This is a genomic window from Granulicella sp. dw_53 (assembly GCF_018449545.1).
Lineage (GTDB): Bacteria > Acidobacteriota > Terriglobia > Terriglobales > Acidobacteriaceae > Edaphobacter.
This window is the reverse complement of record NZ_JAAVUR010000032.1, coordinates 1-16,400: the sequence shown is the minus strand read 5'-3', so window position 1 is coordinate 16,400 and position 16,400 is coordinate 1. Positions and strand designations below refer to the sequence as shown.

Below are 16,400 nucleotides of genomic sequence, written 5' to 3'. Positions count from 1 at the left end.
CTAGGAAGCTTCAGTGGGAACACCGGTCTCCTCTTGAAGGAGCTGTGCTATGGTCCGGCAATAGCATCCCCCAGTCCTAACGCTATTCCCGCCTGTCCGTCATTCGGAGTCGCCAATAGCGGCAACATTTGGCAGATCATTGACCCCGTCACCTCGCGCACTCAAACCTTCAGCTATGACCCCCTGAACCGGCTTACCTCCTTTATTCAAGCAGACGGAAGCATGCAGCAAACCTATAAGTACGATTCCTTTGGCAATCTCAACCAGACTTCCCCAGGCACATTTCAGGACGACATAACAGTCCTGCCGAACAATCAACTCCAGGGAGTCGGTTACGGGGCCTCGGGGAATACGACGGCCTACGACAATGGGGTCTTCACGACGAGTTATACCTACGATGCTGAGAACAAGCTCAGCATCGTCAACGGGGGCGCTGCTACTTATACCTACGACGCGAATGGAATTCGAGCTCGTAAGGATGTGGGCAGCAACTGGGAGGAGTACGTCCAGTTCAATGGTCAAACGCTTGCGGAGAAGAACCAGGATGGCACATGGAGAGATTATATCTTCGCCAATGGTCAACGTCTGGCACGGGCTGACGATTACGATATCCGCATCCATATGAGCGGCACGAACTGTTCGGGTTGCGGCAGTACGAACACCTTTGCTGGCACCGTATCTCTGACGGGTGCTGTTCTTGGAACTGTTGTTCAGAATGGCGACCTGCTCACCTGGCGGCAGTTTCAGGATGGGGTCGGGAGGGGCGGAATCAGCGTCGCCTTCAACAATAATACGGTGGGTAGCTCCGGCGTGAAACTTGCTCTTGACGGCCAGTTGGCGGACGCGGATACGAGGCCTGGGGGCTGGTTCTTCCGAGAACTTGATCTGAGTGAATACCAGGGAATGACCTTCTCAAGTGTTAATCTCTACAATTATCAGGGAGGTGCTCCAGGCAATTGGGACATCTATCTGGGAGATATCACGTTGGTTCACGCGGACGGGACAGCCATTCCTCTCTACTACCGCACTTTGGGCGGAATAGTCCCTTTCGGCCCGGGAGCAGCAGAAAGCAATGTAAGCGTAATTACTGAGAAGGTCACCGATCCCTCTTTCCTCAACACGGCTTACTTTCATGGCGATCAGGTCGGTTCTGCTCAGGTAATGACAGATGCCGCTGGTTGGCCGATTTTTTCAACCAAATATTATCCTTTTGGAGTAGAGGGAGCAATGCAGCCCCAAACTACTCCAGGGACAGGAAATGCCTATAAATTTACGGGTCAGGAACGCGACTCAGAATCCCAACTTGACTACTTTGGAGCCAGATACTACAACTTCAACTTGGGACGGTTTATGTCGCCGGACACTCCATTTGTGGATCAGAATGCGGGTGATCCCCAAAGCTGGAATCTATACAGCTATGGCCGAAATAACCCGCTGTCGAATGTCGATCCCGATGGGCAAGACTGCATTTACGCGAGCGGCAACGGCGCCGGCAGCCTGCAACGTGGGGATTGCACCAGTGATACGGACAGCGGTATTTTTGTTAACGGACACGTCGATGAGAACTCATTCAAATACAACCGGTCCAACAACATCATCTCGTTTAGCTATATACCGGATGGTGCAGGCCCCGACACATTAGGTACGGGATTTATTCAGGGGCCAAATCTGAATGGTGGCTTCGATGCAGGAAGTCTAGCAGCCGGGGTCTTCGGTGCAGGAAGTGCATCGACTTGGACCAATGCAGCGGGGGCAGTGAATGCAGCGGGCGGGCTTGAGATGAGTATCATGGCCCCGTGGGCCGCGGCCGCGGCCCAGTGCACGACTGGCGGAAGCAGGTCAGGTTGTGGTGCGAATCTGGCCATCTCTGTTCTCCCAGAGGTTGCAGCCCTCAGAGCTGGGGCAAAGCTTATCAGGGCTGCTCGTGGACTCAACGCTGCAGAAATTTTAGAAAGGGTGGGTGGATTCGAACAAGCGACGAAGGACTTCGAAGGGCTGACTGGAGCTGAAAAAGCCCTTGGAAACGTGAAAGTCAAAGAGCTCTCCGATGGTTCGACGGCAGTTCTTAGGGGCGTTAGTGGAGATGGCCGTCCTACCTTAGAAATCCAAAATCCAACTGGAACGTCAAAGTTCAGGTACAACAAATGAAATCTATCACTGAAGCCACGCAGATTGAACACTATCAAGAGTTGGTTAAGGAGATGACTCAGGCCGATGCTCACCAAAGCTATGAATTCAGCGAAAAATGGGTTCGACAACGGAGCTGGAAGGTCGTTCCAGTAGAAGATACCTGCCACTTCGCGCCTTATGAAATAGCAACACTTGTCCCGGTCTTGAAAGATGCCGGGTATAGCGAATGTGTTGCAGTAGCGACCGAATCACTTGACCCGGCCCCGGCTTGCTACCGACTCTCAATCTCAGAAGAAGACCTACTGAACTTCAACAAAGAGTGCGGCCCCTTCCGTTACTTACTCATGGACGAGGACCGCACTTGGGCCATCTCTTGCAATGAGTGGTACAACTTGTTCGCCGGCAAACCGGAGCTGCTGGAGGCGATGTTAGGCAAGCCCATCTCAAAGGCTCGAGAAGAGTATCTGAGCTTCGCTACGGCTCTGGCGAAGGAAGCGGACGAACCTCTGCTCCGTGTGGCGAAGCACTACGCCGCCTTGTAGACCTGTCGGCTCGGCAAGCTACGGCCCCGCCAGAGCTGACCCGGCTAGATCATGCCCTGGCCAAGAACAGGAATTAGCCGCGCTCTTTGTCACGCTGCACTCAAATCCCCGAATATCGGCCTTTTGTAATCAATCGTTTTCCGATAATTCACTGCAGTTTTACGGCAATCAATCCCGGAATGTTGCACTCAAATCCCGGACGAAGTTCGGGTGACGGTCGCTACTGCGTTCAAGTTCGTCATGTGGTAACTCTACGCTGTTTTATTGAACTGGCTTTCGGCCAGAACCACGGCCACACCGCACACAGGGGTCCACTCAGAATTGGGATATCAAAGCACGTTAGTGAGAACACCAGTCTTTCGAATTAGACACTTGCAAGACAATAGTTCCCGCCTATCCGATGCAGTAGGATCACCCTCCTAAACCCTTTGCTTTCAATGTCACGAACTGCTTAGCGTACTCTGTGGTCCGAATTCTGAAGGGACCCCTAAGTGCCTATGACATCGCATTGTGACAAGTTTTTTGCATTGGTATAAGATATTTAGTATCAATAATTTACGTCCGCTAATTGGTGTTACGTACAGTGAAAGTGTAGCCGCCCGTTAGAAATGTCATGGTTCCGCCCATTAGAAGTGTCAGGGTCTAAGGATGGGTTGGATATCGATGAGCGAGCGCGATCTGAGACGGATCGAAGTTTTGAGTGACGTGCGGGCTGGGCGTCGGACGGTCGCTGCGGCGGCAGCTGTGCTGGCGGTCAGCGAGCGGCAAGCTTACCGGCTGCTTGCCCGGTATGAAGCCGATGGCGGCAGCGGGCTGATTCACAAGGCGCGTGGCCGAACGTCGAACCGGAGCCGGAACGAAGGCATCCGGAAGTATGCGGTCGAGTTAGTCAAGACCAGGTACGCTGACTTCGGGCCGACGCTGGCGACCGAGGTGTTGCTGGACAAGCATCAGCTCCAAGTCGGCCGCGAGACCCTGCGCCGATGGATGATCGCTGAAGGCTTGTGGCTGTCGCGAACGCAGCGCAGGACTTTCCACCAACCTCGATTGCGGCGCGAGAGCTACGGTGAGCTGATCCAGATCGACGGCAGCGATCATCGCTGGTTCGAGCAGCGAGGTGGGCCCTGCACGCTGCTGGTGTTCATCGACGACGCGACCAGCAAGCTGATGCAACTACGCTTCGTGCCGAGCGAGAGCACAGATTCCTACTTCGAAGCGTTGAACGGATACCTCACGACGCATGGCTGTCCCACCGCCTTCTACTCTGACAAGCACACCGTCTTCCGAGTGAACCGACCGGATGCAAAGGGCGGTTCGGGCATGACGCAGTTCGGGCGAGCGCTCGCAGAGCTCAACATCGAGATCCTGTGTGCGAACTCGAGCCAGGCAAAAGGCCGCGTGGAGCGGGCGAATCGTACGCTACAAGATCGCCTGGTGAAGGAACTGCGACTAGCCGGCGTCTGTGACATGAACGCCGGTAACTTGTTTCTGCCGCAGTTCATGAAGCAGTTCAACGAGAAGTTCTCGGTCCCCGCAGCAAGGGCTGAGAACATGCATCGCAGACTCAACGTCCAAGCCTCTCGGCTTGCCGACATCCTATGCCATCGCGAACAGCGTCACGTAAGCCAACAGCTCAGCCTGGCCTACGACCGCAGGCAGATCATCCTGGAACGAAGTGGGGTGGCTGATGGCTTGGCGGGCCAGTACGTGGAGGTTTATGACTTCGCAGATCGACCGCTCGAGGTGCGATGGAAAGGCCACCTGCTTCCCTATCGCGTCTTCAGCAAAGACCAGCGAGTCAGTCACACCGCCATCATCGAGAACAAGCGTCTCAGCCATGCACTCGCCACTGTGAAGGCCCAGCAAGAACTTAAGCGCCTGCCCAAGATCATGACAAACAGCGACAAGGGTGGCTACAAGAAGCGGCCGCGCCAAGTGTACGGGCCAGACTACAAAACAACAATCGCGCCCGCGGTGGAAATGACGGCCTGATGGAAAGCGAGGAAAACATGAAGCCGTTTACCTCTCTTCCCACAGTCCTTGGAAATCGACACAGTACGTCGATTCCCACATTACGCACCGCACGACGACTAATGATTATTAAACAAATACTTCAATAAATAGACTTATACTGACACTTCTAATGGACTAGCCACCCTGTCATTTCTAATGAGCGCCAACAAACCTCCGGACCGGGGCTATCTTACATATCCACGAAACCTCGGCTAAGATTTTCAGTTCCCCAACCCTAATCAATCATCGAGTTTATTTCGGAACCAACGCGGGGATAATGCTCGAATATGAAGCCGAACGCAATGAATTATCCGGTAGACATCAGCTAGCCGAGAGGATCACGAACAATATTGTCTACAGCGAAAGTGCCCAGCTTTTTTTCGTATCGACAAACGATAGCCATATCTATGCGCTGAGACGATACGAGCCGAAATCGCAGGCCTAATCTTCACAGGGACGAGCTTTCTAGGCGCTTATTCTCTCACCGAGATGCCTTGCAACCCGGAGCCCGCCGATATCTTGTGTCCATGATCGAACCCCGTCCCCAGATCCTGCTTCATTTCATCGAAGATGCTAGACTCGCGCATGCCTGAGTCGATCAAGAGCGGTGCCCACTTCCTGGAGCCTATGGAATGTCTGGACGTCACTAAGCTGCCGAAGGGACCTCTCTGGTCTTACGAACTGAAGCTCGATGGGTACCGTATGCAGGCGATCTCTCGCGCCGGTAAGGTTGGACTTCGTTCTCGTCGTAAGTCCAGCTATACCTTAAATTTCCCACAAATACCCCTAGCCCTCCAAGGTTTGCCTAACGGCACCGTCCTTGATGGAGAATTGGCCGCGCTGGATCTGCATGGCAGGCCGAGCATGTCGCTGCTCCAGAATCATCAGACCACGCATCCCCCAATCGTCTACTTCCCTTTTGATGTTCTCTTCCATCTCGACCGTAATCTGACACGGCTTCCGTTGAGTGAGCGGCGGAAGATCCTACGTGATATCTGTCCTACCTCGGATATGGTCATCCTCTCCGAGGTCATACACATGGACGCGGACGGGATCTTGGAATTCGTTCGTGAGAATTCGCATGAAGGCGTTGTAGCTAAACGGAACGAAAGCTACTATGAGGCGGGCCGAAGATCTGGAGCATGGAGGAAGCTCCGAAGCAGTTTAGCTGATGTATGGCGACCGTCCGGCAGCAAACCAATGGAGGCATCCAACAGATGCAGCGAGCTGTCAACCAGCATCAAGCGCGGTTATTGACAGAACAGTCCATAATGGCTAACTTAGCAGGATATGGCACGTCCCAAAGAATTCGAATGCGAACAAGCCCTGCAGAAGGCTATCAATGCTTTCGCGGCGCGTGGATTCGAGGGTACATCGACCGATGCGCTTCTTCAGACGATGGGTATAAGTCGACAAAGCTTATACGATACGTTTGGCGACAAGCGGAACCTCTATCTCAACGCCCTGCGCCGATACACAACGGACAGCGTCGGCAGTCAGATTCGCGAGCTTAATTCTTCTCCATCTGCATTCGAAGGCTTAGAGGCCCTGATGAGGTTTGTCGTGTCGCAGGCTTTGGCAGATCCAGAGCCGAGATGCTTAGGTCTGAGTGCCGTGTCAGAGTTTGGCCGTTCGGATTCGGAAGTGGCGGCAATTACCGATACGGTGAGTAAATCATTCCTCTCAGCGCTTAAGTGGCGGATATCGGAAGCCAAGGCGACAGGAGAAATCTCCAAGGACGTTAGTCCCCAAACTGGGGCGGAGTTCATTGCAGCGGCGTTGACCGGCATCAAGATTGCCGCCCGCGCCGGGGCAACGGCGGAGACCTTGCGCGGTATCGCCCGCATGACATTGCGGGGCCTCACATAGATTTTTATGCGACGGGAGGACACGCCTTCGCGTGCCTGATTCCAGCTCTTTCAGCCCATAACAGAAGGAGCATAGACATGAAGGAAATACGCGTTGAAGCACATGGCGGGCCGGAGCAACTCAAGGTTCATGACAGGCCCTCTACTACCCCCGGAACAAACGAAGTGCTTGTCCGGCTCACTGCGGCGGGCATCAACTTCATGGATACGGGAGTTCGGCGAGGCATATTCTGGACCGATAAGACTCCTCCATTCGTACCTGGAATAGAAGGGGCGGGCCGCATCACTGCGCTTGGGGAGGGCGTGCATGATTTTCGCGTTGGCGACCGTGTGGCCTGGTTTTACATTCCGGGAAGCTACACCGAGGAGCTGGTTGCGCCTGCAGATAAGCTGGTGCCCATCCCGGATAACATCGACGATGAGACCGCAGCGGCGATGATGATGCAGGGGCTCACCGCTAGTCACTTCGTCACTGAGACGTACCAGATCAAAACAGGAGATGTCGCGCTCGTACATTCAGCGGCGGGGGGACTTGGGCTCATCCTCACCCAGCTTATCAAGCTGCTTGGTGGCAACGTGATTGGCCGAGTCTCAACGGAGGAAAAAGCCGACCTCGTCCGAAATGCGGGAGCAGATCACGTTATCGTTGAAAGTGGCGGAACTTTTGCCAAGGAAGTTCTGCGGCTTACCAATGATGAAGGCGTACATGTCGTTTATGACGGAGCGGGAGCCGATACCTTTTACGATTCACTCTCTTCGCTGCGGTATCACGGCGTCTTGGCCTATTATGGTCAGACGATTAAGCGTTTACCGCCGATTGATTTGCTGGATCTCCCCAAGAGTGTCCTTGTGAGCTATCCGAGCGTAATGCATCACGTCCGCACCCGGGAGGCTTTGCTAAGCCGGTCGGCACAACTGTTTGATTGGGTAAGGAAGGGCCAGCTTAAGATTCACATCGGCCATCGCTATCCTTTAGCTGATGCGGCGTTGGCTCATGCCGAGCTTGGCGCACGTAAGACTACAGGGAAACTGCTGTTGATACCCTAACGGCGCTCAAGCGACTCGCACGTTGATTCTACTTGGACGGCACACGCAGCTGCTCGGAATGTTGCACTCAAATCCCCGACGAAGTTCGGGTGAAACTTTTCTGGGATTTGAATGCAGAAATGGCGAACATGGGAAGCTGCGGAAGAATCGGACTGGCTCGTGGCGTTGAAGCGGGAGTTGGTGCTCAGCCCATTGGCCACACAGTCGAGGCCCGGTGCGCAACGCGTGGAAGAGTCCGCACTAGAGCTCGGTCTGCGGCGCAGCGTCGTCTACGATCTGCTCAAGCGCTACCGGCAGCGTTCACAAACCTCTTCCCTTCTTCCCGGCAAGCGGGGTCGCGAGCCGAGCCCCACTCTTTCCCCCAAGCTGACAGAACCGCGCAATCAGCATCTGCTTTTCAGGACAAAGGTTCTTGCGACGATTGGAGCGCTCCTTGTAAATGCGACATCGGCCACGGAACCGAACGGGCTCGACCGTTGGCTTCGCGTATTGTCGCTTCTCTCAACACGCGAGGGGTAATTAATCGAGACTTCCAGTGAACTCTGGCCAGCCCTTCTCAGCCGGAGCTTCAACTCGGCGCTCGATCAATACGAATGCGGCAAGCTACTAACCTCGCCATTCCCCAGCACATGTTTTCGTCCGGGATTAAAGTACATCAACACCAACGAATTCCGGGATTTAAGTGCAGTAAATGAGGTCAGAACTTGAAATTCCGGAATTTAAGTGCAGCCCGACATCGATTGTCTTAACGAAGACTGTCCGGTGGCGCCTCTCGGATGTCGGCCCACGTACCTTCGATCGCAGCTACCCTTTTTATTCCAAGGCATTCGTTCGCTTGTCTTCGAGGTTGGGGACGATGGCCCTTTTTTGCGACAGTCCGATAACGGAGACGTCTACGACTTCTTGAACGGTGAAGGTCCAACGTATTCCATGCCATAGCGGCGGAAGTACGCGACTCTTTCAGCAGGGGAGGCCGGACCGTTGGGGTTACGGAAGCAGTCCTCCATTTTGCCTGCGGGGCTGAATGCAATCAGCATGTGCGCAGGGTCTGGGCCCGTGCCGGCGAATGCATGCGGCACGTTGCGTGGTGACAGCACTGACTTGCCTGGTCCAAGTTCAAATCTTTGCTCGCCTACCTGAAACACGACGCTCCCTTCAATTACGTAGAACCACTCTTCTTGAGCGACGTGCAGGTGTAGGGGCGGCCCGGCGTTGAGGAGATTCTTGTGCTCGATGATAAACAGTCCGCCAGCCGTTTCGTTGGCGGCGACTTTGATTAGCATCGTGCTGAAGCCCATCGCGATGGGCTGGCTAAAGCGGTCTTCGCCCGCGCCGACGACTTGAAATGAATTCGCCGCCGCCAGCACGGGAGCTTCCGCGCGCGCATATTCGCTGACTACATCGTGTAGGCCTGCGCATGGAATGACAGCCGCCGCGGTCTTGAGAAACGTTCTGCGTTTCATATTTCTCCTCTGGATGATCCTGTAGATCAAGCTATTGATCTTGACACCAAAGGACCAGATAAATTCCCTACGGGTTGGAATCTGAAGGCGCCAGAAATCCCAGCGTCGGGGTTATTTCACCCGCTCCGGCCGGGTACCGTTCCAGCCAAAAGCCCTTCTGCAACCGGAGGGCTTTCGACTTGACCACATTCTCCCGGACGCTTTGCGGTCTCACCTATTTCATCTGAGAAGGTGCAGGGGTTGTAACTTCCAATAAGTAAGAGAACGCCATAGCCACTCAGGAAGACCGAATTCGAGGGACAATCGTTTCGCTGAAGAAGTCTTTCGCACGGTACCAGTCCGATGGAAGCGAAGTAGACATTGAGTTGACTTGAAAGATGAAGATCCTCTTGTAGGTGTGCCAAAAGCAGCGGCCGTATCCTCTTTGACGAAATGGGGTGGAAGCCGCAGGCGTTGACGGCCCGGAAGATTGGCAGGATGCCGAGGATGCGCATGGATCAGATGCATTGGCTACTAAAGTATATTTGCGGGCCTAAGGCTTCCAATCAAGTCTATGCAACGGAATCGCGATCACATTCTGAATGCCGCGTACTACGTGACGGTACACAAGGGTCCTGTCGAAGATCACCTATCTGGCTTCCATCGAGTCATGCTCTTACGAAATTGCGGTACAGGTTGCTTTACGCTGTTCGGTGGAAAGGCCTGTCTAATGGAATGCCGGAAAACACAAAACCTTTTTCCTCGCTTCCCACATCCATTAGACACCGCAAAAAACGAGTTTTGCACGTTCCCAAGCACTGCTGTTACTAGTTCCGCCCGTTAGAGGGGTCAGGTTCTAAGGATAGGATGGATATCGAGGAACGAGCTCGATCTGACTCGATAGGAGTAAGCTGATCCTTCCAGGTCACCACCTGGTTTCGCCCCCTTTGTTTGGCCGAGTAAAGGGCATCGTCAGCTCTTTTGAGAAGTTCATTCTGTTCGAGGTCGTGAAATGCGATTTCCAGCGTTGGGTAGAAGGTCGATACTCCTGCACTAATAGTGACCTTGTCTTGTCCGTTGGGAGCACGATCCATCTTTAGAGCGGCAATAGACCCACGAAGCCGTTCCGCGATTAGCAATGCACCTTCGGGGTCGGTGGCCGGCAAAATAATAACAAACTCCTCGCCGCCAAAGCGGGCAATGAAATCGGTAGTCCGATATAGGCAACTGGCCAGCACGCTCGAAATTCTCTGCAGACAGGCGTCTCCCGCGATATGGCCATGAGAATCATTATATTTTTTGAAAAAATCGATATCGATCATGATGAGCGATATCGAGGTTCGTTCTCGCGCGGCACGTCTCCACTCCCTAAGCAGCTGCCTGTCGAACGACCTTCGGTTCGCAAGCCCAGTAAGATGGTCGCGTCCTGCCATCTCGTCCGCTTCACGGTAGGCGGCAATGAGTTCTTCTTGAAGCTGGTCCCGCTCCGAAAGGGCGGTCGAAACGGTGTAAACCGTTATTAGCAAGATACAAAGAAAGAATTGCAAAATAACGATACTCGGAAAGAAGGTACCGGCTCGCATCTGGGAAAAAGGACCTCGGAAGTCGACGGTAAGCCAGGACGAGATGACCGCGGTTAGCAATACCCCGACCGCTGCACCTGATTGACCTAAGTGGAAGATAAGCACCAACAGTGCGAGAAGGATCAGAAACGATATCGGATAGGACCTCTGAGCAAATATTGCTACGTTGACAAGGGCATACGCGGCTAGAGCGACGATAGTCTTGATTCGCGCCTCTGGCCTCAACAGGAACTTGATTTCAAGGGGATTGAGAGCAAAAATGAGAGGAGTCATAATGGCGATTCCCAATGAATCGCCTATAAACCAGTCATAGAAATCCAGTCGATTCACTCGACTGAAGGGATCAGCCCGCTGAAGGGCAATCACCAAGTCGGAGCACAGAGGTGCAAGGACCACTGCAAAAACAATGAATCGCACAAAGCTTCTAAGCTTCATCAGATCGGTAGCTTGAGGGCTGCGCCAGGTCATAGCCACAGCAGCGATACTGACCTCCAGCATATTTGCCCCGGCATAAAGGGCCGCCATAGGTGAACTATATCGAAAGAGAATGTGCGCAAGCAGGCTGGCGCAAAAACCCGCCGTCAGCAGCCCTGCCCATCGCTTTTGCGGGGACAGCAGTAGGACTGCAAGTAGAAGACCGTTCGCCGGCCAAAGGATATCCGATTGGACTGGGGTCTTGCTCAGTATCAATCCCGCCAGGGAGGCCACAAAGCAGGCGAATGAGACCGAAAATAGAGTTACCAGTTCCCTGGCTAGAGGCATGGTTTGACGCAGTGGATTGGCTGGGCCGTCGCGGATCATGTTAGGAGCGGAATAGTTCGGATCCATAACAGGCCCTCATTCTGTGCAACACGGCGCTCCACTCATTTAAGACCGTACGCATGCACGGTGCTCCCGGCTACACCAAGGTACACGGTGACACTGACACTGACTAGCGAATATCTTCCACCGAAAGTGCGGAATAGCTTCTGTAATAAGACCCACCCCGACAATCCAACGTGAATGCCCTCTTGCATCACTCATCTGCCAAGGGAGATGCCGATTTAACCCACCGCCTCGTCGAGCCTTCCTTCCTGTAGGTCCGATTGCTGAAATACACTGTCGCATTTGCAGTGCTCGCAACGTCGGGTTATGGGAAACGGAAGCTCTCTAGCTGATATTTATCATGGCCGGGCAACACTTGCTCTTGCACTAAGAACCATTGCCGGCAAAGAGGATTCTGGCATTGACCAACAAGATAAAGACTCATCGAACCAACATCCTACCATTTCATTTCCGAGCCGGGCTTAGCTGAACCAGGCTGTGTTGGTATTTCGCAAAGGTCTGAAACGGGTGTTTCTTCGCGCCAGGGAGCGTTCCCTAATAGCTAGGCTCTAACTTCTGAAGCACAGCTTGTCGAGTCTCGTCCGGCGTAAAACCTGCATAAACATCTGGTGACGTTGGGTTGTTACGTGGATAAACTTATCGACTTTTCTGTCGCTTCGCCTATGCGTCCCAGGGCCATGACACTTCGGACAGGCTCCCTCAGCGGTACTCTGAGAGAATGATTCGGCATAAAGTGGAGGTTGGCCTCAGGAATTGTTGCGAATCCATCCGACATCAATCACTTCAAACAGCAAGCTCTGATCGTCTAAAATCGTAAAGCGGAGAAGAAGTGACGTCATTCGCTTTTAGAGGACACTCCCTCATGCCAACTATCTTCCGGGAGCGGACGGAATCTCAAAACGTGTTGAAGGCTGTGTCTTCTGACAGAGCGGAGACGGCTCAACGCACGATTGCGTGGTCTAGTGCTTTCTTTGCATTGCTGCAAAGCATTTGTACGGCGGTGATTGCGATCAACACGGTGCGTCTAGCCATCGGACTGAGCTCACTCGTGATGACCGTCGGCGCTGGCGCATTTTTGGTTCGTTTCCATGCAGATTGGATTCGGATACCGATGATGACGGTCGCGCTCTTGGGTTCGCTCATAAATCTAAGCGTACTCTTTCATGTCCGGCGTCTGCGCAGACGCCCGGCCTCCCGCTGGCGGCAAAGGCCATTGACACAACATGCCAAGAGGAGCGAGAGGGAACAATTGGTTCTTTCGATCGTGAGCCTCGCTCTTATCTTCATTGAGGAATACTTCCATTACCTCCTCTGCCACACGCTCTAAATATTCTAGAGAACTTCTTGACCCTCACTCCCTTTTCCCTTGCAGCCACGCGGCGGACGATACATTTTCGTCGGTCGCGCCAGGAATAGATCGATCCACATTCCTAGAAAGAAAGTTTCTCGACACTGCGAACCCGTCGCGAGAATGAACTTGATTCGCGTGACGGCCGACCGCTCCCGTCGTACAAATCCGGCGTCACTATGACGTTGGCTATGCCGGTCTCGTCCATCCATCGACCGAAAGATAAATCCCTTGGCGGCGTCGAGAGGGAGCGGTTTCCCCGCGCCTATCTTATCCATTCGATGGGGCCCGCCTTTTGCAGCTACCGCAAGAAGAGAGAGCGAATTCTTCAAGAGCCGCCGGGTTTGGAATTAGCAATAGAGCTATCCAGCAGCAGTTTGCCGGCACCGACGTAGTGTCGTTGTTGCGCAGCACCGTGTTGTGCCGCAACGTGAAGGTCACGCAACCGTCGTTGCAGCGGTGAAGTGTCGTAAAGTGCGCTGCTGCCGCCCAACGCAAAGCAGGCATCGGCGATGTGAACGCAGGTAGGGGGCAGCTCAAGAAAGGGAATTTTATGTACGCTAAGGCGCGCCGGAGGTGTTTCTTGGGCTTCGGAGGGGTCTGAAGCCTCCCTTGGCCACCCGCTTATTGGTGTGCCAAGAGTAATCGCCCGTGAGATTGATGTGCTCCCAGCCAAGCGGAGAGACGTGCTGGAGCAGGGCGGGATCGAACTGCCGTGATTTCGCCATCTGTTCTGTTGCGCGCTCTAGGTAGACCGTGTTCCAGAGCGTAATCGCTGCCACAACCAGGTTCAGCCCGCTTGCGCGATGCCGTTGATTCTCAAATGATCGATCACGAATTTCGCCCAGCCGATTGAAGAACACGGCGTGTGCCAGCGAGTTCCGTGCCTCACCCTTGTTTAGACCGGCGGTGACCCGCCGACGTAACGCTGGATCTTCAAGCCAGGCCAACATAAAAAGGCTTCGTTCGATCTTTCCGATCTCACGCAGCGCGAGAGCAAGGCTATTTTGTCGGGGGTACGAGCCAAGTTTGCGCAGGATCAAAGACGCGGTGACGGTGCCCTGCTGAATGGATGTGGCCAGCCGCAGCACCTCGCCGAGCTGCTGTTCGATGATCTTCGTATTGATGGAAGCACCGATCATGGAGCTGAGTGCTGGCCATTGCGCAGGCTTGCCCGGCACATAAAGACGTTTGTCTGCCAGGTCGCGTATGCGAGGCGCGAAGCGGAAGCCGAGTAGGTGACAGAGAGCGAAGACGTGATCGGTGAAGCCGGCGGTGTCGGTGTAGTGTTCTTCGATCCGCAGTTCGGACTCGTGATAGAGCAGGCCATCGAGCACATGCGTCGCATCGCGAACGGTGGCGTTGATGACCTTAGTATGGAACGGTGCGTACTGATCGGAGACGTGAGTGTAGAAGGTGACGCCGGGATCGTTTCCATATTTCGCGTTCACCTGGCCTGCGGCTTCGCCCCGGCCGCCCGCGCGGTAGCGCTGACCATCAGAAGAGGATGTGGTGCCTTCGCCCCAGTGCGTAGCGAATGGAATGTGGTGCTGATGGTTGACGATTTCGGCCAGAGCTTTCGAGTAGGTTTCGTCGCGAATGTGCCAGGCGACCAGCCAGGAGAGCTTAGCGGGACTTGTGCCCGGGCAGGATTCAGCCATCTTTCCAAGGCCGAGATTGGTCGCATCCGCCAAAATAGCGGTCAACAACAGCGATGGATCTTTCACCGGCTCGTTCGATTTGAGATGTGCGAAATGCCGGGTGAAACCGGTCCAACGTTCTACCTCCATCAGTAGGTCCGTGATCTTGACGTGTGGAAGCATACTGCTCAGGGCATCCCGGAGAGCCTCGGCCTCTTTCGGAACGCTGTTCTCAAGTGGGCTGATCGTGAGTCCGAACTGTTCAACTCTGCATCCGGCAATTTATCTTCCCGGGCGAGAGCATTGGTCTGGTCGAGAGCACTCTGCAATAGCGAGATCCGCTCCTCGATGTACGCCGCTCCGGTCGTAGGCACGGCAACGTGGAACTCACCGTTTGTGAGCCTGCGAGCAAACTCGGGGCGCGGCATCAGGTAGTCCTCGAAGTCGCGAAATTGGCGGGAGCCAACGACCGAGACATCCCCGGAACGCAGGGAGTTTTTCAGCTCAGCCATGACGCAGAGTTCATAAAATCGGCGGTCGATCCCTTCAGGACCGACCACATACGCCTCCCAGCGCTTTCGAATAAAGCCCAAGGGAGCGTGCTGGGGCACTTTCCGCAGCCCATCACAGTTCATCTCCCGCAGCACTTCGACAGCCTCGATCAACTCGCGAGCAACCGGAGCGGGTCGAAGTTGAAGAGTCTCGATCAACGCGGGGGCGTAGCGCCGGAGCTGAGGATAGTGTTCTCCGATGAGCGAGAGCGCATCGAAGTCCTCACCCCGCGCGAGTTCAGCCGCCTCTTTCACGCTGGCAGAGAAACTCTCCCATGGCACGACCGCCTCGATCGCGGCGAAAGGATCGCGACCTTGCTCCCTGACATCGACCAGCGCAGCTCCGACCTTTGCGTAGAGCCGAACTTTGTCGTTGATGGCTTTGCCTTGTTCGGCAAAGGCCCGCTCGTACTTGTTCTTCGACTTTGTAAAGAAGCTTCCGATCAGCCTGTCATTTAGGTCGACAATTTCATCGGTCAGCGTTGCGGCTGTTTCGATCATCAGTGCGACCAGTGTGCCGTGCCGCCGTGTCTGCTCATACTCTTTGAATTGATAGACCGCTGTCTGGCCGGCTTCGCGGGCGAGCTGCAGCAATCGATTCTGATGGAGTTTGTGGCTTAGATCGGGCGGCAACGCAAGGTCACGGATTGCACTAAGCCGCTCGATATGTCCAAGGACAGCCCGCGGCGTGGGCGCTCCCGGCGGCATTCGCAACCAGGCGAGCGTACTGTACGGACTACCCTGACGCTGCTCCAGGAGCCGGTCGAGCTTGGCGCGGTGTTCATCGTCTAGCCCTTCGGTAAGGAGGGCGAAGACTTTTCTCTGCGCCCGCGTCATTGCCTCCGCACAGAGCCGTTCAATCACTGGTACCGAAGGCAGTACGATCAGGCGCTTCCGAAGTTCCTCCACCACTGCTTGAGCGAGAACAACTCCGCGCGTGGTTTGCAACGCCGTGGGATCGAGCCACGCCGAGATAGACCGATAGTGCTTGGTTCCGAACTGCTCCATTCCCAATCGAGGCAGCAGCTCAAGCAGATGGCTTCGACGTGTAGCATCGCGCTCCGCGTATACATGCCACACCTCGATCGAAATCCCTAGCTGCCCGGCAACGATATCGAGAACAGGGGCGTGAGGGTTTTCGTTCCCGGCCAGCACTCGGCCTGGATGTCGGAGATAGATCATCAGCACGGCAATCCCGAGGCGGTTGTGGTCGCCGCGATGCTGCCGAATAAAGGCTATGTCGGCCTTCGTCAACGCGTACAGCCGAATCAACTCTCCCTGATCCGTCGGGAAGGCGAGCAGTTCAACGCGCTCTGAGGAGGTCAGCAGCTCTCGGCGGGGCATCGTTTGGCAGTGTAGCGAATACGGAGGTTTTCAGGACAAATGCAAAGCTGTCGAATTTCCCTCGTTT

General features: G+C 54.6%; 10 protein-coding genes and 1 pseudogene. 8 read left to right on the top strand and 3 right to left on the bottom strand.

Annotation, left to right across the window (positions count from 1 at the left end; translation table 11 throughout):
* Positions 1–33 precede the first annotated feature (33 nt).
* The 7 genes from HB393_RS24585 (at position 34) to HB393_RS24555 (ending at position 8,119) form a co-directional block, all read left to right on the top strand.
* Positions 34–2,148 carry an RHS repeat-associated core domain-containing protein gene (locus HB393_RS24585; protein WP_213807872.1) on the top strand — a complete coding sequence of 705 codons (2,115 nt, stop codon included), beginning with the start codon at positions 34–36 and terminating at the stop codon, positions 2,146–2,148.
* Positions 2,145–2,672, top strand: a complete 528-nt coding sequence (locus HB393_RS24580) for a hypothetical protein (RefSeq protein WP_213807871.1) — start codon at positions 2,145–2,147, stop codon at positions 2,670–2,672. Before HB393_RS24585 ends, HB393_RS24580 begins: the two co-directional genes overlap by 4 nt.
* A gap of 648 nt (positions 2,673–3,320) precedes the next feature.
* Positions 3,321–4,664: an ISNCY family transposase gene (locus HB393_RS24575; protein WP_345945430.1), complete on the top strand. Its 1,344-nt coding sequence runs from the start codon at positions 3,321–3,323 to the stop codon at positions 4,662–4,664.
* Positions 4,665–5,270: 606 nt separating this feature from the next.
* Positions 5,271–5,942: a hypothetical protein gene (locus HB393_RS24570; protein WP_213807870.1), complete on the top strand. Its 672-nt coding sequence runs from the start codon at positions 5,271–5,273 to the stop codon at positions 5,940–5,942.
* 33 nt (positions 5,943–5,975) lie between these two features.
* Entirely contained in the window at positions 5,976–6,554 is a 579-nt protein-coding gene (locus tag HB393_RS24565; RefSeq protein WP_213807869.1) for a TetR/AcrR family transcriptional regulator, read from the top strand.
* A 77-nt stretch (positions 6,555–6,631) separates the two neighbouring features.
* Positions 6,632–7,600, top strand: a complete 969-nt coding sequence (locus HB393_RS24560; RefSeq protein ID WP_213807868.1) for a quinone oxidoreductase — start codon at positions 6,632–6,634, stop codon at positions 7,598–7,600.
* 111 nt (positions 7,601–7,711) lie between these two features.
* Positions 7,712–8,119 (top strand): hypothetical protein, encoded by a 408-nt coding sequence (locus HB393_RS24555; RefSeq protein WP_213807867.1) that lies wholly within the window; start codon positions 7,712–7,714, stop codon positions 8,117–8,119.
* A gap of 374 nt (positions 8,120–8,493) precedes the next feature.
* On the opposite strand, the gene HB393_RS24550 is transcribed toward HB393_RS24555, so the two are convergent.
* Entirely contained in the window at positions 8,494–9,063 is a 570-nt protein-coding gene (locus HB393_RS24550) for a cupin domain-containing protein (RefSeq protein WP_213807866.1), read from the bottom strand.
* Between the two features lie 806 nt (positions 9,064–9,869).
* Positions 9,870–11,453, bottom strand: coding sequence for a diguanylate cyclase (locus HB393_RS24545; protein WP_213807865.1), 1,584 nt, complete (start codon positions 11,451–11,453; stop codon positions 9,870–9,872).
* Positions 11,454–12,312: 859 nt separating this feature from the next.
* Between HB393_RS24545 and HB393_RS24540 the strand changes: the two genes are divergently transcribed.
* Positions 12,313–12,777: a hypothetical protein gene (locus HB393_RS24540; protein WP_213807864.1), complete on the top strand. Its 465-nt coding sequence runs from the start codon at positions 12,313–12,315 to the stop codon at positions 12,775–12,777.
* A 581-nt stretch (positions 12,778–13,358) separates the two neighbouring features.
* Here HB393_RS24540 and HB393_RS24530 read toward each other — a convergent pair.
* Positions 13,359–16,333 (bottom strand): annotated as a pseudogene (locus HB393_RS24530) (Tn3 family transposase).
* Positions 16,334–16,400: the final 67 nt, after the last annotated feature.